This is a genomic window from Bacillus sp. 123MFChir2, assembly GCF_000383235.1.
In the GTDB taxonomy this organism is placed as follows: domain Bacteria; phylum Bacillota; class Bacilli; order Bacillales; family Bacillaceae_G; genus Bacillus_A.
In genome coordinates this window covers 73,430-93,703 of record NZ_KB910926.1, presented here as the reverse complement: position 1 = coordinate 93,703, position 20,274 = coordinate 73,430, and the positions used below count along the sequence as shown (strand labels likewise).

Sequence of the window (20,274 nt, the reverse complement as noted above, 5' to 3'; positions counted from 1 at the left end):
CGTATTGCTTCTAAAAAATTGATAAAATAAAAATGATTATATTTTCCCAAAATTCCGCCATAAAATGTGACAATTTTGTGCGCCTAAGACTAAGATACATGCTTTTTCATCTATATATGATATAGTTAACGTGTAAAACTTGACTATTCGAGGTGAATCTAATGAGTGAAGCAGCAAAAACGTTAGATGGTTGGTATTGTTTACACGATTTCCGTTCTATGGACTGGGCAGCATGGAAAACATTGTCCAGTGATGAACGTCAGCAAGCAATGTTTGAATTTTTAAACATCGTTAAAAAATGGAATAAAACAGAAACTGCAAAACAAGGTAGCCATGCCCTATATACAATTGTTGGACAAAAGGCTGATATTATGTTCATGATTTTACGTCCAACAATGGAAGAATTAAATGAAATTGAAGCCGAATTCAATAAAACAACATTAGCAGAGTATATGCTTCCTGCATACTCTTACGTATCTGTTGTGGAGCTAAGTAACTATCTTCCTGCTGAAGAAGATCCATATCAAAATCCACAAATTCTTGCGCGTCTATACCCAACATTGCCAAAAGCAAACCACGTTTGTTTCTATCCAATGGACAAACGTCGTCAAGGCGAAGACAACTGGTACATGTTACCGATGGACGAGCGCAAAAAATTAATGTATAGCCACGGAAAAATTGGTCGCCAATATGCAGGAAAAGTACGTCAAATTATTACTGGTTCTGTAGGCTTTGACGATTATGAATGGGGCGTAACATTATTTGCCGATGATATTCTTCAATTTAAGAAGCTTGTATATGAAATGCGCTTTGATGAAGTAAGTGCACGCTATGGTGAGTTTGGAACATTCTTTGTTGGAAACATTTTACCAAGCGAAAAAGTCGTAAAATTTTTACACGTATAGCAACAAAAAAGGGCGAAAATCGCCCTTTTTTTGCTGTTTTATCTAATAGGAAACTCTAATAAAATAGAAAAAATATCCAAGTTGCTTACAAAATTGTAATCTTTCCATATTCAAACTCATGTTAGAATAGTACAAGCTACATGCTAATAACGATGCGAAGGTGATAATTTATTATGAGGAAAATGTTATCTATTTTATTAGGGCTTACACTCATGTTTTCTTTCATAGGAGCAACTCCCTCTTATGCCAAAGAAGACATACATATTGAAGCCGCTGCTGCTATTCTGTTTGATGCAGATACAGGAAAAATACTACACGAGCAAAACCCCGATGAATTACTTGCAATTGCTAGTATGTCAAAACTCATAGTTATATATTCCGTTTTAGAAGCCATTAAAGAAGGGAAAATTACCTGGGATACAAAAGTGAATATCTCTGATTATGCTTACGAGATTTCCCGTAACAACGAATTTTCCAATGTTCCATTTGAAAAGGGACGACAATATACAGTTAAAGAATTATATCATTCTATTATTGTCTTCTCAGCAAACGGATCAAGTGTTGCACTTGCCGAACTTCTTGCAGGAAGTGAAAAGAATTTCTTAAATCTCGCAAATGAACATGCAAAAAAATTAGGGTTAAAAAAATATAAATTTGTAAATGCTACAGGATTAAATAATGCTGATTTAAAAGGAAAGCATCCGGAAGGAACAGATCCGAACGGTGAAAACTCTTTATCAGCTAGAGACATGGCAATCTTATCTAGAACAATTATGACAAAATATCCAGAAATATTGGAAGATACAAAACAAAGGTTCAGAAACTTCCCAGATAATCATCCGCGCCCCATTCGTATGGAAAACTGGAATTGGATGTTACCTGGCGCTGCATTTGCATATGAAGGAACAGACGGCTTAAAAACAGGAAGTTCTGATTCAGCTGGGTATTGCTTTACCATTACAGCCAAACGCGGTGATTTACGCCTAATCTCCGTTATTATTAAAACAAAATCAATGGATGAGCGTTTTATAGAATCTCGCGCATTAATGGAGTATGGTTTTAAGAACTTTGAAAAACAGAAGTTGAAAATAGATAAAAATAATACGATTCCTGTCGTAAAAGGAAAAGAAGATACGGTAGCTGTGACACCTGAAAAAGAGATAACGGTAGTCACAAAAAAGGGAAGTAAATCTCCTTACAAAATTTCCTATGAAGCAAACAAATCAATGTCCGAAGATGGAAGCTTAGTTGCACCTGTGAACAAAGATGCCAAAGTAGGCTCACTTGTTTTAGAATCTACTGATCAATATGGTTTCCTTAATGGCAGTAAACAAATGAAATTCGATGTAAAAACAACAGAGGAAGTGGAAAAAGCAAATTGGTTCGTATTAACGATGCGATCCATTGGAGACTTCTTCTCTAATACATGGTCAAAATTATTCGGATAATAAAAAGCTAGCAGATTTGCTAGCTTTTTATTATCCAAATCTTCCTCAGCGTATTCTTTACTTCTTATGAGTAGTAATACATCCACTTTAATTTTTCAACATATAAGTCGCTGCTATGCAGCAAGAAAATGCCTGCTACTTGCTTTCTCCCTTTATTTTAAACGTTGCATGTGGCATGAAAAGGCCCTGACCCCCTCTTTGCACGGCCGGACGCTCTCGCCTACCTAAAAGAGAGGGTTTTATTTCAGTTTATATTTACAGAGATAAATATTAAAACATGGTTTGGTTGTCATATCTGCCCCCCCTTTTTCATAATTATGAATTAGTAATTGTTCTACACTTCCTTTTCTCTAGCAGAGTAATAAAAGAGGTGAAACAGATGGCTGTTATTCCCTATACAGAAGAACATGTAAAACTACTTGCCAGGTTAATGCGGGCAGAAGCAGAAGGAGAAGGACCTAAAGGAATGCTGATGGTTGGAAATGTCGGCGTCAATCGCGTAAAAGGGAATTGCTTAGACTTTAAAAAGGTCCGAAACCTTCGCCAAATGGTATTTCAAAGTCCTGGTGGATTTGAGGCTACACAAAAAGGTTACTTTTATCAGCGTGCCCGTGAAAGTGATATCGCTCTGGCAAGACGTACGATTCAAGGGGAACGATTCTGGCCCGCTAATTTTTCGTTATGGTTTTTTAGGCCAGGGGGTGAATGTCCGCCAACTTGGTTTAATCAAGAAAATTCTGGTCGTTTTAAAAACCATTGCTTTTTCCAGCCAAGTGCTGGAGACTGTCCAAGTGTGTATTAGTGAACTGAAAAGAGGAGGGATTTCGTATGGCACAGCAACAAAACCCATACTATGGGGGAGGGTTTTATCAACCATCTGGCGGATATATGCAACCGCAGCCAGGACAACAAGGACAACAACAAATGCCGCCGACGCCGCAAGCTGCACAAGCACAACTCGCCGTTTCTCAAGGAATGCTCCCACTTGAGCAATCGTATATTGAAAATATCCTTCGTTTAAACAAAGGAAAAACAGCGACTATATTCATGACATATGAGCGCGGCAGCACACTTGGTACACAATCCTATACGGGTGTCATTGAAGCTGCAGGACGCGATCATATCATTCTCAGTGAACCTAAATCCGGAAAACGTTATTTACTACTTATGATTTATCTTGATTATGTGGAATTTCCAGGAGAAATCATCTACTTTCCCACACAGCAACCAGCAACTTACCCTCCAAGATAATAAAAAAAAGCTGGCAAATGCCAGCTTTTGTTTTATTTTCACCCCGCCCAAACAGCTAGTAAGAGGTTAAGCAAAGAAGTAAGGTTCAAACCATCTGTAAGGGCCCGGTTAGTTCAAATAACCTTTTGGAAAAAAGGCGCTTCCCAAGAGGAAATTTCACTTTATAAACCTTTTACAACCGCGGTCCCCAGCAAAATCCAGCCTACAATAAATGCTACACCGCCAAGCGGAGTAATTGGACCAAAAAATTTTATACCTGTTGTACTTAATGCGTATAGACTTCCAGAGAACATCACAATACCTGCTACCATACACCAACCTGCTGCGCTTACAAGAGAAGATTGAATCTTATCCATTAATAAAGCAACAACAAACAATCCACCTGCATGGAACATTTGATACGTAACACCTGTTTTCCACACATCTAACATTTTCGTTGAGATTTTCCCCTCAAGCCCATGTGCTCCAAATGCTCCAAGTGCAACAGCTAATGCTGCTGCAATACAACCTAATAAAAAGAAAATTTTCATTAGAATTCCCCTTTTTATTTAATAATAAAAAATTTCCGCGCATAATCCAACTATTTAGCGTCTAAAAGTCCAAAAGAGAGCTTCCGTTTGCATCATCTTCTTTCACATATACAGGCTCTCCTGAAAACGAAGCAATTGGTTGAACAGGCATTCGCGGCGTTATAACGTTTGCTTGTAATTTTGGTTCAACATATACAGAAGTTTCTGGCTGTTCTTCAAGTAATAGATCACATAACGCACGAACAACTAAAAGATGTTCTTTTGCTTTACGTGATTCACTCCCTTTCGCTTTTGCAATTTCACTTGCCATTTTATTTAAAATCTTATCGCTAGATATTTGCATGCTTTCTCACCTCATCTATTGTAATTCTTTCTCAAATTGCTCCAATTTCTCTACCGGACCAAATACTATTATCATATCACGTTCTGCAAATTTTTCCGCTCCAGTTGGATTATGAATAATATACCCATCTCGCAAAATCGCTAAAATCGTAACATCAAAACGATTTCTCACATCTTCTTCCATTAACGTTTTTCCAATTAAAGATGATCCTGCAGCCATTTCAATCTCTTCAATAGCGAAGTTTTGTTCTGTTCCATATAACACTGTATCAATATAATGAACAGTGAAAGGATTCGCAATTCCTTTTGCAATATGAATTCCCGCCATACTAGATGGGTTAATAACTTTATTCGCACCAGCGCGGCGCAATTTCTCTTCCGACTCTTGTTTTTCTGCTCGAGCTATAATTTTAATATTTGGGTTTAAGCCCCTTGCAGTTAATGTTATAAACACATTTTCTGCATCACTCGCAACAATCGCCACCAAACCAGCTGCTCTCGTAATACCAGCTTTATGCAACACTTCATCGTCTGTCGCATCTCCGTGTACATACAAAAGCTTTTGCTCTGCTAATACAGACTCTTCTCTATCAATCACAATAAAAGGCATGTTTTTTTCCCGTAATTCCTGCACAACCTGCAAACCAACCCTGCCGCATCCACACACAATAATATGATCTTTCATTTCAGCAATTTGTTTCTTCATCTTCTTCCTCCGCATGACCTGAAATAAATTCCCTTCAATAATTATAGCCGCCACTACCCCAATCGCGTACGTCACAATACCAACACCGATTGGAATGATTAAAAGCGCAAAAATCTTTCCTGCTTTCGTTAATGGAACTGCATCTCCATACCCAACTGTTAATACAGTAATCATCGTCATCCAAAATGATTGAAACAGACTGATCCCTTCTATTATCATAAACCCGATTGTTCCGATCATTACTATAAAACACATACATATAATTGCAATAATCAATTGTTTACGCGCACCCATGATATTTTTTCAACTCTTTTCTCTCTATTCAATCTTTGCCACAACAAATCAAATACATATATACTAGAAATAGAATATGGTTATTACCGTTCCCTTTGTTACGTTATTACTACTAACTAACATGTTAGCAAGTATTCGCGTTGTTCAACAAGTAGTTTCGAAACACGAAGAAACAGCCGTGCAAAATCGATTTAAACAAGCAGGAATTATAACCGGTATTAATCAACTTCTTGGTGGTCTGTTTTCAGCAATTGGACCTGTTGCTATTTCTGGATCAGCAGGTTTCATTGCGACAACAAACATTTACAAACGATTACCGTTTATTCTTGGTTCATCCTTTATTATTCTTATGAGCTTATTTCCAAAGGTGACCTCATTCGTCGCAGCGATTCCAGTAGCTGTCGGCTATGCAGCAATTTATCCGGTATTCGCCAGTATGATTGGGCTGGCTTTTCGAGAATATGAAACTGTAAAAGATAAAGAACGTTTATTTAAAGTTGCTGGCCTTGCTCTCTTTACCGGAATTGGCGTCATGTTCATCCCATCAGGGGCCTTTTCTTCATTGCCGCCATTCCTAGCATCCTTCTTAAGCAACAGCCTTGTACTCGGCTCTGTAATGGCAATTATACTAGAAATATTATTCTCTCCTTCAACCGACAAACAAGAGGTTAATTGAATCAATCGACACAAAACGTAAACAAAATTGCAAACTTCAAGCATTGCAGTCTATTTTAAGAATTGTTACGATAATAGAAACATATATGGGCAAGAAAAATATACTTGCTCATATATACATTCATGTAGAATCGATTCCATCTTCAGAGAGGTTCGATGTCTTACGATTTATCCCGCATTAATGGGCAGTAATACCCTCACCTCAAAATTCGGCAAAAACAAGGATGTTTGGTGGGAGATAAACTGCCCGTAAAAGTCCGATTGGGGATGGAGACCCCCCACTGATTAAAGTTTCACTTTATTTCACAATAGGAAGGATTATTCAAATGTCTTATAAAATGATTGTACTAGATTTAGATGATACATTACTGCGCGATGACCATACAATTTCGCCGCGTACGAAAGAAGCCCTGATGAACGCCCAAGAACGCGGCGTAAAAGTTGTACTAGCCTCTGGTCGTCCAACATTTGCGATGTGGCCAATTGCAAAAGAACTAAAGCTAGAAGAATACGGCAGCTTCATTTTATCGTTTAACGGCGCAAAAATTATTAACTGCAAAACAAAAGAAGAATTATTTAGCAGTACATTATCGCCTGAAATCGTTCATAATTTATATAAAACAAGCCAAAACGAGGATGTTTGGATTCATACGTACATTGGCGATGAGATTGTGACAGAGGAAAATAATGAATATACAGAAGTTGAAGCCTATATTACAGGCATGCCAGTTATAGATGTTAATAATTTTGTAAGTGCAGTGAAAGAACCTGTTGTAAAAGTATTAATGATGAAAGCACCTGAACGTCTTGCAGAAGTTGAAAAGAAATTACAACAAGAATTTGAAGGACAATTAAGTGTTATGCGTTCTAAGCCATTCTTCTTAGAATTTACAGAGTATGGTGTAACAAAAGGAACCAGTTTACACCACCTTATCCAAAAACTAGGTATCACACGTGAAGAAGTGATTGCGATGGGCGATAGCTATAATGACCAGGCTATGATTGAATTTGCTGGCCTTGGCGTTGCAATGGGCAATGCACCGGATGACATTAAAGCCATTGCAAATCATGTAACAGACACAAACATGAACGATGGCGTTGCAAAAGTCGTAGAACGATTTGTTTTGAACAGCGAAGTGTTAGTATAAGGATCAATCATTCATAAAATCGCGCCCGAGTCAAATACTTAGGCGCGATTTATTATTTATATGTATGAGCTTGTGAAGATATTTTGAACTTTACACTATTATAATAGTGTAAAGTTCATTTTTTATTATAATGGAATTAACTATATATCCATTTTAATTTTTCGACATATAAGTTTCTGCTATACAAAGTACAACTTGATTGCTACTTTCTCCTTTGTTTTAAATCTGGAATGTGGCAGAAAAAGGTACTGTCCGCTTCTATGCATGGCCAGATGCTCAGGGCCACCTAAAAAAGAGGGTTTTTATGTCGATTGTTTAATTTGTATTTATATAGGCTATTTTACTTATAAAAAGAATACATATGTATCATATACAAGCTTATATATAAATCCAAATTGACTTTTGGACACACAAATCGCCGCCATGCTAAACAGAAAGTAACCCGCTACTTTCTTCATCTCTTTGTTTAAACATGGCATATGGCAAAAAAAGGAACTGACCGCTTCTACCCACGGCCAGGCGACCTCGACCATTTAATAAAAAAAGGGTTTTATGTCTAATTTCGATTTATGCATACTGAAGGAGGCCATTTTATGTTATCAACACCGATTGGACGCTTAAGAGTCATTGGATTACTGGAAGGGATTTCTTTTCTAATCCTTCTATTCATTGCAATGCCACTAAAATATTTTGCAAGTTTTGCGAAGGCCGTTACTGTAACAGGCATGGCACACGGTGTCCTGTTTATACTATTCATCTTCGCTGTTATTCAAGTAACGACGATTCATAATAAGTCAAAATCATGGGCGCTTGGTGCACTTGTTGCATCTGTTATTCCATTTGGTACGTTCGTACTAGATGCAAAATTAAAACAAGAAGAAAACAAATAAAAAAACAGGCCGCTACATCCGTAGTGGCCTGTTTTTGCATACAATTCATAGATTCGGAATTTGCCAATCAATTTCCCGTTCTCCATTATTCATCAAGAAATAATTTATTTTTGAAAATGGTTTGCTGCCAAAGAATCCTCGTCGTGCTGATAATGGACTTGGATGAACGGATTCAATAATATGATGATTAGAGTTTGTAATAAGTTTTTTCTTCGTCTGTGCAGGGCGTCCCCATAATACAAAGATAACTGGTTTTTCCCGTTCATTTAACAACTCAATAATACGATCCGTGAAAACTTCCCACCCTTTTCCTTTATGAGAATTAGCCTCTCCTTGCCGCACCGTTAATACAGTGTTTAGTAAAAGCACACCTTGCTCTGCCCATTTTACTAAATAACCGTTATTCGGGACTTCGTAGCCAAGATCATCTTGCATCTCTTTGTACATATTTTGTAGTGATGGCGGTGTACGTACGCCCGGTTGCACCGAAAAACTTAACCCATGCGCTTGATTTGGCCCATGATATGGATCTTGTCCTAAAATAAGGACCTTCGTATCTTGATAGCTTGTATAACGCAAAGCATTAAAAATATTTTCCTGCTTTGGATACACAACATGTGTACGATACTCCTCCGTTAAAAATGATTGTAATTGTTGATAGTATGGTTTTTCAAATTCAGGTGCTAGTAGCGGCGCCCAATCATTCTTTAGTATTTGTTCCATTCTGTCACTTCCTATCGTATTAATTCACCATGTCTTGTTTTGTAAATACTGCAAAAGCGATCACGAGCGATACAACTGCCCATATCGTGAGATTGAGTAATGAAAAACTCATCGATAATCCTTGCAACGCTGGTAACTGTCCTGATAAATAATCCGTTAATGATAAATTAACACTAAAAATATATTTTGCACCTTCCCAGGACGTGGCGAAATTATTTAAGATACCTCCAGCAATTAACGCTGCCAGCATAATTCCCATACCAGCTGGTGTATTGCGAATCAGTACGGAAACCATAAATGAGATGGTACCAACAACAAGTGCTACAAACCAAGCAAGCCCGTAAGCCATAACAATGTATTGCCACTGCGGAATAAGATGAACAAAACTTGTATTTAACGTATCTTTCTCGGTTACAAAACCTGTCAGCACCGGCAAATTCCATCCAGCATAACCAAATACAATGCCTGAAAACACATAAGAAAGAACTAGGACAAGCAACAAAATGAGTGAAATAAACAATACCATCGTTACATATTTACTTAAAAGAATTTTCCAACGCCGAATCGGTCGCGTAAGGAGCATTTTCATCGTTCCATCGCTCCGTTCTCCCGAGACAATATCAATTGCTACAATCATAATAAGAAGCGGAATAAATAGCGTAATTCCTTGTTCAATAAACATACGTACAAATGTCGGTGCGCCCGGCGCACTCGGATTAATATTATGGTCTAAATAATATTGTTGTTGCTGCACTTTTACCTTTAACCACGCTTTCCATTCTTCAGGCAAACGCGAATTATTTAAACGGTTTTGTGAATCAACAATTTGCTGCTGCAGTGACACCTTCCAATCGTTCGTACCAAGACGCTTTACGGTCGTTTGCACTTCTCGGTACTGTGCATAAACAAAAATCGGAATTAAAATTGCCAAAATGAGCATGACTACTACAATACGTTTCTTTCGATATATTTTCTCTGCCTCATTATAGACGAGGTTCGCAAATTCACGCATGTTGCTCCCCCTTTGTCAGTTCCATAAATAGCTCTTCCAATGTAAATACAATTTGTTTAACACTATGAACATCTACAGCGTGCTCAACTAACTGCTTATTATAAAAACTTACTCGCTCTTGACTCATGCGGCATAATAGTCGTCCTTCTTCTACGACAAGTTCTGTCACTTCACCCGACTCTTCAAGCAACGCTCTTGCTTTATCTAGCGGCGTCACAACCCACTCCATGCGGTCGCTTGCTTGTTTCACTAACTCTTCAACTCTTGCGACCGTAATTACTTTTCCTTTATTAATAATTGCGACGCGGTCACAAATCATTTGTACTTCACTTAATAAATGACTAGAAATGAATACGCTCATGTTTTCTTTTTTCACAAGTGTATGTACAAATTCACGAAGTTCTCGAATACCAGCTGGGTCGAGGCCATTTGTCGGTTCATCTAATATAAGAAGTTTGGGGCTGCCAAGAAGAGCTTGCGCAATCCCAAGGCGTTGCTTCATCCCAAGTGAGTATGTTCTCACTTTATCGTGAATACGTTCATCAAGATGGACCATTTTAGTAATTTCCATAATCCGCTCATCGGAAATTCCACCTAGCATACGAGCAAATTGCTTTAAATTTTCAAATCCCGTTAAATATGTATACAATTCAGGGGTTTCAACAATGCTGCCAATTTGCCGCATCGCACTGCGAAAATTTTCTTTTATGTCATACCCACCAATCGAAATGCTTCCCTCTGTTGCTGCAATGAGACCAACAAGCATCCGAATCGTCGTTGTCTTCCCTGCTCCGTTTGGACCTAAAAATCCAAATACTTCTCCTTGCTGTATATCAAATGATACATCTTCAACGAGCGTTTTTTTCTTAATAACCTTCTTTAAATTCCGGACAGATAGAACTGTCGTCATTTTTTCCCACCTCCAGCTAGTTCTAACTGACTAACAACGTTTTGTAATAAACGATCTGCTATCAATGTATAACCGGTTTCATTCGGGTGGAAGTGATCCGAATATAATAAATCCTTGCCACGATTTTGGAACATATCGAAAGTTGGAACAACGTATACGTTTGAATAACTAAGTGCAAGCTTTTCTAATGATCCATTCCAATCGACAACAATTGGAGACGAGCCTTTTAACTCTTCTACATCTTCAAATGGATTGTACAAGCCAATCCAAAAAATCGGACTGTTTGGATTTAAACTTCTCAGTTGTTCCAAAATTTTCTTTGCGTTAGCTTGAAATGTTGCAGTATCTGGACGATATGTCGTTAAATCAAGATTTCCAAGTGATTCCCATCCTGGAAATAAATCATTTCCGCCAATTGTCAAAACAAGCACATCAGCTTGCCTAATTGCATACCCGGTACCGCTGCTTTCCATTTGTTTTAATAAATCTGGCATTTTCGCACCGCTCACCGCCAAATTTGTGAGCGCTACCTTTTGTTTGTATTTTGTTTGCAGTTCATTCTTCATCCGTCCAATGTATCCAATACCTTCTTTATCTCCAACACCGCGTGTTAACGAATCACCTAAACTCACTACTTGCAATGTTTCCTTTTGTTGTTTCCCTTTTGCTTCTTTTTGCACGGTAGGAGCTAGCTTAGAAGTTTTCGGATTTAGAACATCACTCACACTAGTAATAAAACCGTATGCCAATAAACAAAAAGACGCTAGTGCAGCAAATAAAATACCTTTCACAAATTTCGTTCTCACGCTATCCCCCTTATAGATTGACCATATTATACCAAACAGAAATTTGAAAAGCGATTTTCCTCCTCTTATAAAAAAGCACAATCATTTTAATTAAGATTGTGCTTTTCGTTCATGTTGTCAGTCTTTCCGTTAACTTCGCAAATAACTCCATTCGTTTTACTTCTGCTTCCTTATTCATAATTTGGTCGTGCAAAATGGTAAATGCACCTGCACCAACTTCCACACTTGAATGAGCAATGGTTGTAATATCTAATATTTCTGCAACCTGCTGATCATCGCACCCAATAATTGTGAGATCCTCCGGAATCAAAAGACCGCTTTTTTGAGCGGCTGTTACAATCCCAGCTGCAATATGATTACAAGATACAAGAAGAGCTGTTGGACGCTCTTTCATATGAAGTAGTGACTGAACAATACGATGTCCATCCTCTATCGTGAAGCAGTCTACAAATTTCCACTCTTCTCGCATCGTAACATGAATAGATGATAAAGCATCTGCGTAAGCCCTTTTTCGATTTTGACTATTAAAACTATCACTTCGTCCAATACAGTAACCGATTTGTGTATGGCCCTTTTCTATTAAATATTCCATCCCCAAAGCAAACGTTTTGTAGTGATCAATATGAATACTAGAAATTGTATTAGATATCGTATCTTCGCACGTTACAACCGGGCCAAATGTTGCATACTTTTCAATCTCCTCACAAGCATTTATTTTCGAACATATAATAACCCCGTCCAATTTTTTCATCTTTAACATACTTAAAACTTCTACCTCTTTATCAGCGTTATAACCCGTTTGACAGAGCATCATATTGTAATTATGTTTTGCAGCCTCTCTTGAAATACCTTCTATAATGGCGCTGTAATACTGATTATTTACAAAGGGGAGAAGCACACCAATCACATTTGTTTTTCCTCGTACTAAATGAATCGCATTCGAATTTTGCGTGTAATTTAACTTTTCAATAATGGCTAATATCTCTTTTCGTTTTTGTTCATTTACGTACGGATGATTGTTTAAAACGCGAGAAACAGTAGAAATCGAAACCCCTGCCATTTCTGCGATTTTTTTAATATTTGACATTAAACAAGCCCCCTTCTTCCTACATAATACCGCATCCAAAAAAAATTTAGAAATATCCCCCTTGACCTGGTAAGCTTTCCACATTATATCCTGTGCTAGCAGAAGAAATAAGGAAGGATTGGTGTTTTATTATGCCATTAAAATTAGAACATATCTTTTTCATAGGTGGATTACTGTTACTTTCTCTCGGAATCAATATGATGACAACCATCACTTCATTTGGCCTTAGCCCGTATGATTCCCTTTTCATTGCCTTATATCAAAACTTTGGTTTAAGCATCGGCTCTTGGATGTTTATTATTAATTTGATTTTTACTCTTATCGTACTGTGTATGAATCGAAAGCGTATTACAATTGGGACAATCGTGACGATGGTGTTAATCTCTGTCTTTGTTGATATGATTGGCTCAATTACAGTTATAATGGATGGCATTCGATCTCTTCCAAAGTATATAACACTCATATGCGGAAATGTATCTGTCGGCGCTGGTATTGGTATCTATGTTTCATCACAACTTGGGACGGCACCGCAAGAAGCATTTGTATTAACAATCTCAGAAAAAACAAAATGGTCCTTTCAAAAAACTGAAATTTCTCTAGCTTGTTTATTTCTAACTGCTAGTTTCATGCTAAATGGTCCTATTTATTTCGGCACCATTATTCTCTCTTTTACAACTGGCTGGCTTATTCAAACATTTATCCAAGTTGGTACAAAAGCATTACAAAGTTGTCGCATGAAAGAAGCCCATTGAAGGTTATATACTTTCAATGGGCTTTTGTTGTTCATATATAACATGAACCCCTTCGTTTACAACTTGAAGCGTTTCTACCGTGCAATGGCTGAAAAGCGATTGCAGACATATCTTTACTTCTTCAGCACTTCCTTTTTTCACATAGCAAAGTACAGTTGGCCCGGCGCCGCTTAAAGAAACACCGTATACATGTTCATGTTCTAATTTTTGAAGCTTTTGTAGTTCTGGTACGAGCTCTTTCCGGTATGGTTCATGAAACATATCCTGTTTCATCATTTCACCCGCAAGTACCCAGTCCTCCTTACATAAAGCCGCGACAAGTACATTGGCAACACCGCTACCGCGAATGCTGTCCATATATTGTAACGTACTCGGAAGCACGTCCCTCGAATGAACTGTTTTTAGTTCATATGAAGGAATAACCACGACAAGTTCTATATCATGAATAGGTTGTGACAAAAAGGAAATATCTTTTCCATCATATGTTCCTATCATAAGGCCGCCATATAACGCTGCTCCAACGTTATCAATATGACCTTCCATTTCCGTTGCGATCAACAGCTTCTCTCTTCTAGATAGATGTAGTTCGCACAGCTGATTAGCCAGTTCAATTCCCGCAATAATTGCCGATGCACTGCTTCCGAGTCCGCGCGCTAATGGAATATCACTGTCTAGATGAAGATGACAATAAGGAAGCTCCTTATTGTAACGAGTAGCTGTCATGCGCGCTGTCTGAATGAGTAAATTCTTCTCATCTTTTGGAATCCCTTGAAGAACTGTTGTTTTCGCCGTGCACTCCCAAATAGAATGCGAAAATACATCTACCGTTAAATATTTACTTACCGCAAGACCTATTGAATCAAAGCCCGGTCCAAGATTTGCTGTACTAGCCGGCACACGAATTGTAAACATAGGAGCCGCCTTCATCGAAGGACAGCTCCTTGAATATGTTCAAACACAACCTTTACATCATTTGGCAACACAATTGGCTGAATGTTTTTTGTATCAATCGCAATGTTAGGGTCCTTTAAACCGTTTCCTGTTAAAACAGCGGCGATTCTGCTTCCTTTTGCTATTTCTCCTGTTTGTACTTGCTTGTAAATACCAGCAAGAGATGCACAAGAAGCAGGCTCCGCAAAAATCCCTTCATACTTAGCAAGCCATTCATATGCCCTAATAATTTCTGCATCTGTTACCTCATCGATTTTCCCATTTGAATCATGAGCAGCAGCGACGGCTTTATCCCAGCTTGCGGGGTTCCCGATACGTATTGCAGTCGCAACTGTCTCCGGTTCCTCAATTTTATATCCGCGCACAATCGCCGCCGACCCTTCCGCTTCAAAACCGTGCATCTCTGGTAAACCTGTGCCGTGCTTTTCGTTATACTCCTTAAAGCCTTTCCAATACGCTGTAATATTCCCCGCATTTCCAACTGGAATGGCTAAAATATCAGGCGCTTTTCCAAGTGCATCACAAACTTCAAATGCTGCTGTTTTTTGCCCTTCAATACGATATGGATTCACTGAATTCACAAGCGTAATTGGCGATGAATCGCTAAGCTTTCGTACCATTTGCAAAGCATGGTCAAAGTTCCCATCAATACTAATAATTTCAGCTCCGTACATGACCGCCTGCGCTAACTTGCCATAGGCGATTTTTCCATTTGGAATCATAACAATGCAAGATAAACCTGCGCGCGCTGCATAAGCAGCTGCCGACGCAGATGTATTTCCTGTTGAAGCACAAATAACCGTTTTGCTGCCAGTTTCCTTTGCCTTTGCTACAGCCATAACCATCCCGCGATCTTTAAAAGAACCAGTCGGATTTGCACCTTCTACTTTCGCATAAACAGAAACACCCCATTTTTCTGAAAGATTTTCTAATAAAATGAGCGGTGTATTTCCTTCTGATAGTGAAAGTAACGGCGTTTGCTCAGTAATCGGTAAGTATTTTTTAAAAGCAGCAAGTATTCCGTTCCACATTAGCGAGCATCTCCTTCAATACGGTAGTTTGCTTTCACACAATCTACTTCTTCATACGTCTCTAGTGTTTCGAGAATGTATGTATAATCTGCAAGAGATGCGCGGTGTGTAACAATAACGATTTCTGCTGCTCCTTTCTTTTGTAATGGCATTTGAATAATCTTTTCAAAGCTTACGCCACGTTCTGAAAATAACGATGTAATTTTTGCAAACACACCTACTTTATCCTTCACATGAAGGCGTAGAAACTTCTTCACATAAATTTCGTCTTCTGCTTTTAATACTTTCTCATATTGCGGCGTTACTGCACTATTTCCTGTTACACCAAGGCGTACATTTTTCATAACCGCAACTAAATCAGATACAACAGCTGTTGCTGTTGGCAAACTTCCCGCACCTGGTCCGTAAAACATTGTTTCTCCTACCGCTTCGCCATATACATATACTGCATTATATTCGTTTTGAACAGCCGCAAGCGGATGTGTATTTGGTAACAATGTTGGTTCTACTGTTACCTCTAATTTTTCACCATCACGCTTCGCTACACCGATTAACTTAATTGTATAGCCAAGACTCTTACTATATGCAATGTCTTCCTCTGTAATAGATGTAATTCCTTTTACATTCACATCATGAAGTTCTACATTTGTAGAAAATCCAAGTGTTGCTAAGATTGTCATCTTTCGGGCCGCATCTAAACCTTCAACATCTGATGTTGGATCTGCTTCTGCAAATCCAAGCTGCTGTGCTTCATTTAACACGTCGTCATATGCTCTCCCTTCGTCAGACATTTTTGTCAAAATAAAGTTAGTTGTTCCGTTCACAATACCCATCATTTTCGTAATCCGATCAGAAGAAAGACCTTCTACAATGCTTCGTAGAATCGGAATACCACCTGCTACACTCGCTTCATAAAACAAATCCGCTTGATTTTCTTTTGCTACAGTAAGAAGTTCTGCACCGTGAAGTGCCATTAAATCTTTATTCGCTGTAACTACGTGCTTACCGTTTTGAAGCGATTGTAAAATATATGCTTTTGCGTCTTCTATACCGCCCATCACTTCAATTACAACATCAACATCTGGATTATCTATAATTTCATCTGGATTTTTCGTTAATAATGTAGGGGTTACTTGGACCTCACGTTCTTTTTCTAAGTTTTGTACTAATACTTTTGCTACTTTGACAGGACAACCAATTTGGTGTGCTAAACGATCTTGATGATCTTCAATAACGCGCACCACACCACTTCCTACAGTTCCGAGACCTAATAAGCCAACTTGAATTTCGTTCATAGTACTGTCCACCCCTCTAAAAATTGTATTTAGGTGCCATTATATAAGGTAAAATCACTGAAAACAATATATTTAGAACATTCTGAATAATAAAGGCCATTCTTTACAAAGAAAACGTTACCACATGTTATGCTCAACTTCCTTTACAAAATATAAGGAGTTTCCTGATACACATAGTAATTCAACCAATTTGAGAATAGTAAATTTCCATGACTACGCCACTTTACTACTGGATTTTCTAAAGGATTGTCATGCTTAAAATAATTTTTGGGAATAGGAATATCCAATCCTCTTTGCTGATCGCGCTCGTATTCTTGCTTTAACGTCTCACAGCTGTATTCACTATGACCAAGAACAAAGATATGCTTTCCATCTTTATTCATAACAAGATGAACACCGGCGCATTCAGAAGTCGCTAACAGATCAAGCTCCCGTACGCGTTGAATATCAGATGCACGGACTTCTGTATGACGAGAATGCGGTGCAAAAAATATTTCATCAAAACCGCGTAATAATTTTACATGTTCCTGCTGCACTTCATGCTCAAATACCCCAAACATCTTTTGTTCAAGCGGATATTTGGGAACTCCGTAGTGATAATACAATCCAGCCTGCGCCCCCCAGCAAATATGAAGCGTTGATGTGACATGTGCATTCGAATACTCCATAATTCGCTTCAGTTCTTCCCAATAATCTATCTCTTCAAAAGGAATTGTTTCAACCGGAGCACCAGTAATGATAAGTCCGTCAAATTTTTCTCCTTCAATATCACGAAATGTTTTATAAAAGCTTGTTAAATGCTCCTGCGTTACATTTTTTGCTGTATGGGACTCCATATGAAGTAAATGGATATCGAGCTGAAGCGGTGTATTTCCAATTAAACGAAGCAACTGCGTTTCTGTTTCTTGTTTTGTTGGCATTAAGTTTAAAATAGCAATCTTCAAAGCACGAATATCTTGCGTTTCTGCTCGTTCTTTCGTCATCACAAAAATATTTTCATTTTGCAATACTTTACGAGCTGGTAAATCTTTAGCAATGATGATCGGCATACTGTTTTCCTCCAGAAAGTGCTGCCCCTAAGTCAGCAATAATATCCTTCGCATCTTCAATACCAACCGATAACCGAATTAAATCAGGCGTTACACCTGCCAAACACTGCTGCTCTTCTGTAAGCTGACGATGCGTTGTGCTTGCAGGATGAATGACACAAGTTCTTGCATCTGCAACATGCGTCACCAACGTGGCAAGCTTCACATTTCCAATAAACTGTTTAGCAGGTTCAAGACCGCCCTTTATTCCAAATGTTAAAACACCGCTCGCACCTTTCGGTAAATATTTTTGTGCCAATGCATAATTTTCATTACTTTGAAGTCCAGGATAATTGACCCACTCAACTCGTTCATGCTGCGATAACCACTGTGCAACGGCTAGTGCATTTTTGCTATGACGCTCCATGCGAAGGTGTAACGTTTCTAAGCCAATATTGCTCATGTACGCATTGAATGGGCTCATACAATTTCCATAGTCTCTTAATAACTGTACACGAGCCTTCACAATATATGCCGCTTGCCCGAACTTTTTCACATAACTCACACCATGATAGCTTGGATCTGATTCAACAAATTCAGGAAATTTACTCCACTCGAAATTCCCTCCATCAATTACAATGCCGCCTAGCGAACTTGCATGACCATCGATATATTTCGTTGTAGAGTGAACAACAATGTTTGCACCATGTTCAAACGCATGACATAAATACGGCGTCGCTAATGTATTATCCACAATAAACGGTACTCCAAGCTCTTTTGCCACATCAGAAAGCTCTTTAAAATTCAGTACATTCATCGCTGGATTCCCAAGCGATTCCGCATACACAAGTTTTGTTTTCTCATTTGCAAGGGCAACAATTTCATCAGCAGATAAGTTTGGATGAAAAAACGTGACCTCAATCCCAAGCTTCTTCAGACTAACTGCAAATAAATTAAATGTACCGCCGTATACCGTTGATGAGCAAAGCAAGTGATCGCCGCTGCCACAAATATTTAATATCGCCAGCATAATTGCAGCTTGCCCTGAGGCCGTTGCAACCGCACCAACTCCGCCTTCTAACTCTGTGAGCTTTTGCTCAAAAGCCGCAAGCGTTGGGTTTCCAATACGCGTATAAATATATCCTTCTGCCTCCAAATTAAAGAGGGCTGCTAAATCATCAGAAGTATCGTATTTATACGTCGTGCTTTGATAAAGCGGCAAAACACGCGGCTCACCATTTTTCGGCGTATAGCCACCTTGCACACAAATCGTTCCTTTCCCCCATGAATCTCCCATTTCTCAATCTCCTTTCTTTTATAAAAAATAAAAAACTGCTTCTTCCCTAAATAAGAAAGAAGCAGTTTAGACAAACGCTCGCCATGTAGCCTTTCTTATCTTTCAGGAAATACCTGCAGGATTTAGCACAATTCCGATTTACGGCTGTTGCCAAGGTTTCATAGGGCCCGTTCCCTCCACCTATTCTTGATAAGACATATGCAATTACCGATGATTCTATAGAAATTATTTGCTCATGTCAATATATTTTCTGAATGTTCTCAAAATATTTTATTGTTCCTTATTATTTCCACTACCGACCTTTACTGAATAAAGAATATTCTGTAAAATCTAAAGTATGAATGACAACTCATTCATAAACCAATAGGAGGCGATACATACATGAAGGTCGGGGAAATGTTAACTTTTGAAAAATCATTTACAAGGGAAGATGTAGAGCTATTTAGTAAAATTTCCGGTGATGCCGGTGAACATCATGTTGTTCCAGATGAACATGGACGCGTAATGGTACAAGGATTACTCGTCGCAACATTACCTACGAAAATTGGCGGCGATTTAAATTTTATCGCAAGAGATGTAGAACTTACTTTCTTACGCCCAGTCTTTACCGGAGATACAGTTCGATGTGAAGTCACACTGATTCATCATGAAAAACAAGACGATCGAATCGTCGCTGTTTCAAAGGCACAATGCTTTAATCAAAATGGGAAAAAAGTGTTGGAAGGATCTTTTCAAGGGATTATTCGGCAATAATAAATGAAACCTCCATCAGTGAGGGATGCCTCATCCCTCACTGATAGAAAACCTGCTCCGCTTATCTTTTTTACTTCTCTCTAAACCGTGAAATGAGGTTTTATCACCTACCACTTTCCAGATACACAAATAGCATATACACACGAATTTATTATATGAATAGAATGAAATAAGGATTTGAATTTGAAAAAATACAGGAAATGTTCTATTTTAAAATAAAAAATACATTTAAAAAACATTACTTACTATGTAAAATGAAAGAGTTATATATAAATCCAAATTGACTTTTTAACATCTAAGTCGCTGCTATGCAGAACAAAACATGACCGCTACTTGCTGTCTATCTTTGTTTTAAACTTTGCACGTGGCAGGAAAAGGAACTGATCACCTCTATGCATCGCCAGTTACTCTCGTTTCCTCTCCTAAAAAATTGGTTTTTA

The 20,274-nt window shown here is 38.3% G+C and carries 21 protein-coding genes, 1 pseudogene and 1 riboswitch; of the genes and pseudogenes, 9 read left to right on the top strand and 13 right to left on the bottom strand.

The features are described 5' to 3' along the window. Nucleotides 1–161 precede the first annotated feature (161 nt). The 4 genes from hemQ to gerQ all read left to right on the top strand — a co-directional run bounded on the left by hemQ (nt 162) and on the right by gerQ (nt 3,604). Entirely contained in the window at nt 162–905 is a 744-nt protein-coding gene (hemQ, locus tag H280_RS0103570; RefSeq protein WP_020059738.1) for a hydrogen peroxide-dependent heme synthase, read from the top strand. Nucleotides 906–1,078: 173 nt separating this feature from the next. After that, nucleotides 1,079–2,353 carry a serine hydrolase gene (locus H280_RS0103565; RefSeq protein WP_020059737.1) on the top strand — a complete coding sequence of 425 codons (1,275 nt, stop codon included), beginning with the start codon at nt 1,079–1,081 and terminating at the stop codon, nt 2,351–2,353. 379 nt (nt 2,354–2,732) lie between these two features. After that, nucleotides 2,733–3,155 (top strand): cell wall hydrolase, encoded by a 423-nt coding sequence (locus H280_RS0103560; protein WP_020059736.1) that lies wholly within the window; start codon nt 2,733–2,735, stop codon nt 3,153–3,155. Between the two features lie 26 nt (nt 3,156–3,181). Next, on the top strand, nt 3,182–3,604 hold the full coding sequence (gene gerQ, locus H280_RS0103555; protein ID WP_020059735.1) for a spore coat protein GerQ: 423 nt from the start codon (nt 3,182–3,184) through the stop codon (nt 3,602–3,604). A 161-nt stretch (nt 3,605–3,765) separates the two neighbouring features. Here the strand turns inward: gerQ and H280_RS0103550 are convergent, their stop codons facing one another. The 3 genes from H280_RS0103550 to H280_RS0103540 all read right to left on the bottom strand — a co-directional run bounded on the left by H280_RS0103550 (nt 3,766) and on the right by H280_RS0103540 (nt 5,476). After that, nucleotides 3,766–4,134 carry a DUF423 domain-containing protein gene (locus H280_RS0103550; protein ID WP_020059734.1) on the bottom strand — a complete coding sequence of 123 codons (369 nt, stop codon included), beginning with the start codon at nt 4,132–4,134 and terminating at the stop codon, nt 3,766–3,768. A gap of 61 nt (nt 4,135–4,195) precedes the next feature. After that, nucleotides 4,196–4,477 (bottom strand): YwdI family protein, encoded by a 282-nt coding sequence (locus tag H280_RS0103545; protein ID WP_020059733.1) that lies wholly within the window; start codon nt 4,475–4,477, stop codon nt 4,196–4,198. A 15-nt stretch (nt 4,478–4,492) separates the two neighbouring features. Continuing rightward, on the bottom strand, nt 4,493–5,476 hold the full coding sequence (locus tag H280_RS0103540) for a potassium channel family protein (RefSeq protein WP_020059732.1): 984 nt from the start codon (nt 5,474–5,476) through the stop codon (nt 4,493–4,495). A gap of 73 nt (nt 5,477–5,549) precedes the next feature. Between H280_RS0103540 and H280_RS22980 the strand changes: the two are divergent. The 3 genes and pseudogenes from H280_RS22980 to H280_RS0103525 all read left to right on the top strand — a co-directional run. Continuing rightward, a pseudogene (locus H280_RS22980) lies at nt 5,550–6,152 on the top strand (purine/pyrimidine permease); the annotation flags it as partial. 325 nt (nt 6,153–6,477) lie between these two features. Then, on the top strand, nt 6,478–7,299 hold the full coding sequence (locus H280_RS0103530; RefSeq protein ID WP_020059730.1) for a Cof-type HAD-IIB family hydrolase: 822 nt from the start codon (nt 6,478–6,480) through the stop codon (nt 7,297–7,299). A 593-nt stretch (nt 7,300–7,892) separates the two neighbouring features. Further along, nucleotides 7,893–8,189 carry a DUF3817 domain-containing protein gene (locus tag H280_RS0103525; protein ID WP_020059729.1) on the top strand — a complete coding sequence of 99 codons (297 nt, stop codon included), beginning with the start codon at nt 7,893–7,895 and terminating at the stop codon, nt 8,187–8,189. A 45-nt stretch (nt 8,190–8,234) separates the two neighbouring features. Here H280_RS0103525 and H280_RS0103520 read toward each other — a convergent pair whose 3' ends face one another. The 5 genes from H280_RS0103520 to H280_RS0103500 all read right to left on the bottom strand — a co-directional run bounded on the left by H280_RS0103520 (nt 8,235) and on the right by H280_RS0103500 (nt 12,727). After that, a complete protein-coding gene (locus H280_RS0103520) occupies nt 8,235–8,912 on the bottom strand; it encodes a uracil-DNA glycosylase (protein ID WP_020059728.1) in 678 nt (225 codons plus the stop codon). A gap of 19 nt (nt 8,913–8,931) precedes the next feature. Next, nucleotides 8,932–9,924, bottom strand: a complete 993-nt coding sequence (locus tag H280_RS0103515; protein ID WP_020059727.1) for an ABC transporter permease — start codon at nt 9,922–9,924, stop codon at nt 8,932–8,934. After that, the gene (locus H280_RS0103510) at nt 9,917–10,834 is read right to left on the bottom strand and encodes an ABC transporter ATP-binding protein (protein WP_020059726.1); all 918 of its coding nucleotides are present in this window, start codon (nt 10,832–10,834) and stop codon (nt 9,917–9,919) included. The genes H280_RS0103515 and H280_RS0103510 overlap by 8 nt, the downstream gene beginning before the upstream one ends. Further along, on the bottom strand, nt 10,831–11,640 hold the full coding sequence (locus tag H280_RS0103505; protein ID WP_020059725.1) for an SGNH/GDSL hydrolase family protein: 810 nt from the start codon (nt 11,638–11,640) through the stop codon (nt 10,831–10,833). The genes H280_RS0103510 and H280_RS0103505 overlap by 4 nt, the downstream gene beginning before the upstream one ends. 109 nt (nt 11,641–11,749) lie before the next feature. Continuing rightward, nucleotides 11,750–12,727: a LacI family DNA-binding transcriptional regulator gene (locus H280_RS0103500; protein ID WP_020059724.1), complete on the bottom strand. Its 978-nt coding sequence runs from the start codon at nt 12,725–12,727 to the stop codon at nt 11,750–11,752. A gap of 128 nt (nt 12,728–12,855) precedes the next feature. Between H280_RS0103500 and H280_RS0103495 the strand changes: the two genes are divergently transcribed. Further along, on the top strand, nt 12,856–13,479 hold the full coding sequence (locus tag H280_RS0103495; protein ID WP_028411087.1) for a YczE/YyaS/YitT family protein: 624 nt from the start codon (nt 12,856–12,858) through the stop codon (nt 13,477–13,479). A gap of 3 nt (nt 13,480–13,482) precedes the next feature. On the opposite strand, the gene thrB is transcribed toward H280_RS0103495, so the two are convergent. The 5 genes from thrB to H280_RS0103470 all read right to left on the bottom strand — a co-directional run bounded on the left by thrB (nt 13,483) and on the right by H280_RS0103470 (nt 19,081). After that, complete coding sequence (thrB, locus tag H280_RS0103490; protein ID WP_020059722.1) at nt 13,483–14,406, bottom strand: homoserine kinase; 924 nt, start codon at nt 14,404–14,406, stop codon at nt 13,483–13,485. Beyond that, entirely contained in the window at nt 14,403–15,461 is a 1,059-nt protein-coding gene (gene thrC / locus H280_RS0103485) for a threonine synthase (protein ID WP_020059721.1), read from the bottom strand. Before thrC ends, thrB begins: the two co-directional genes overlap by 4 nt. Next, nucleotides 15,461–16,756 (bottom strand): homoserine dehydrogenase, encoded by a 1,296-nt coding sequence (locus H280_RS0103480; protein WP_020059720.1) that lies wholly within the window; start codon nt 16,754–16,756, stop codon nt 15,461–15,463. The genes thrC and H280_RS0103480 overlap by 1 nt, the downstream gene beginning before the upstream one ends. Before the next feature lie 143 nt (nt 16,757–16,899). Beyond that, nucleotides 16,900–17,805 (bottom strand): homoserine O-acetyltransferase MetA, encoded by a 906-nt coding sequence (gene metA / locus H280_RS0103475; RefSeq protein WP_020059719.1) that lies wholly within the window; start codon nt 17,803–17,805, stop codon nt 16,900–16,902. Further along, a complete protein-coding gene (locus H280_RS0103470; RefSeq protein WP_020059718.1) occupies nt 17,786–19,081 on the bottom strand; it encodes a bifunctional O-acetylhomoserine aminocarboxypropyltransferase/cysteine synthase in 1,296 nt (431 codons plus the stop codon). The genes metA and H280_RS0103470 overlap by 20 nt, the downstream gene beginning before the upstream one ends. A 92-nt stretch (nt 19,082–19,173) precedes the next feature. Continuing rightward, a riboswitch (SAM riboswitch) is annotated at nt 19,174–19,277 on the bottom strand. A 185-nt stretch (nt 19,278–19,462) separates the two neighbouring features. Between H280_RS0103470 and H280_RS0103465 the strand changes: the two genes are divergently transcribed. Further along, nucleotides 19,463–19,834, top strand: coding sequence for a hypothetical protein (locus tag H280_RS0103465; RefSeq protein WP_020059717.1), 372 nt, complete (start codon nt 19,463–19,465; stop codon nt 19,832–19,834). Nucleotides 19,835–20,274 lie beyond the last annotated feature (440 nt).

What these genes read in the sequence shown, in the direction of transcription:
- H280_RS0103565 (WP_020059737.1), top strand. Translation starts at nt 1,079, where the DNA reads ATGAGGAAAATGTTATCTATTTTATTAGGGCTTACACTCATGTTTTCT.
- metA (WP_020059719.1), bottom strand. Translation starts at nt 17,805, where the DNA reads ATGCCGATCATCATTGCTAAAGATTTACCAGCTCGTAAAGTATTGCAA.
- H280_RS0103540 (WP_020059732.1), bottom strand. Translation starts at nt 5,476, where the DNA reads ATGGGTGCGCGTAAACAATTGATTATTGCAATTATATGTATGTGTTTT.
- H280_RS0103500 (WP_020059724.1), bottom strand. Translation starts at nt 12,727, where the DNA reads ATGTCAAATATTAAAAAAATCGCAGAAATGGCAGGGGTTTCGATTTCT.
- H280_RS0103510 (WP_020059726.1), bottom strand. Translation starts at nt 10,834, where the DNA reads ATGACGACAGTTCTATCTGTCCGGAATTTAAAGAAGGTTATTAAGAAA.
- thrC (WP_020059721.1), bottom strand. Translation starts at nt 15,461, where the DNA reads ATGTGGAACGGAATACTTGCTGCTTTTAAAAAATACTTACCGATTACT.
- H280_RS0103560 (WP_020059736.1), top strand. Translation starts at nt 2,733, where the DNA reads ATGGCTGTTATTCCCTATACAGAAGAACATGTAAAACTACTTGCCAGG.
- hemQ (WP_020059738.1), top strand. Translation starts at nt 162, where the DNA reads ATGAGTGAAGCAGCAAAAACGTTAGATGGTTGGTATTGTTTACACGAT.
- H280_RS0103520 (WP_020059728.1), bottom strand. Translation starts at nt 8,912, where the DNA reads ATGGAACAAATACTAAAGAATGATTGGGCGCCGCTACTAGCACCTGAA.
- H280_RS0103465 (WP_020059717.1), top strand. Translation starts at nt 19,463, where the DNA reads ATGAAGGTCGGGGAAATGTTAACTTTTGAAAAATCATTTACAAGGGAA.
- H280_RS0103470 (WP_020059718.1), bottom strand. Translation starts at nt 19,081, where the DNA reads ATGGGAGATTCATGGGGGAAAGGAACGATTTGTGTGCAAGGTGGCTAT.
- H280_RS0103480 (WP_020059720.1), bottom strand. Translation starts at nt 16,756, where the DNA reads ATGAACGAAATTCAAGTTGGCTTATTAGGTCTCGGAACTGTAGGAAGT.
- H280_RS0103525 (WP_020059729.1), top strand. Translation starts at nt 7,893, where the DNA reads ATGTTATCAACACCGATTGGACGCTTAAGAGTCATTGGATTACTGGAA.
- gerQ (WP_020059735.1), top strand. Translation starts at nt 3,182, where the DNA reads ATGGCACAGCAACAAAACCCATACTATGGGGGAGGGTTTTATCAACCA.
- thrB (WP_020059722.1), bottom strand. Translation starts at nt 14,406, where the DNA reads ATGAAGGCGGCTCCTATGTTTACAATTCGTGTGCCGGCTAGTACAGCA.
- H280_RS0103515 (WP_020059727.1), bottom strand. Translation starts at nt 9,924, where the DNA reads ATGCGTGAATTTGCGAACCTCGTCTATAATGAGGCAGAGAAAATATAT.
- H280_RS0103550 (WP_020059734.1), bottom strand. Translation starts at nt 4,134, where the DNA reads ATGAAAATTTTCTTTTTATTAGGTTGTATTGCAGCAGCATTAGCTGTT.
- H280_RS0103530 (WP_020059730.1), top strand. Translation starts at nt 6,478, where the DNA reads ATGTCTTATAAAATGATTGTACTAGATTTAGATGATACATTACTGCGC.
- H280_RS0103545 (WP_020059733.1), bottom strand. Translation starts at nt 4,477, where the DNA reads ATGCAAATATCTAGCGATAAGATTTTAAATAAAATGGCAAGTGAAATT.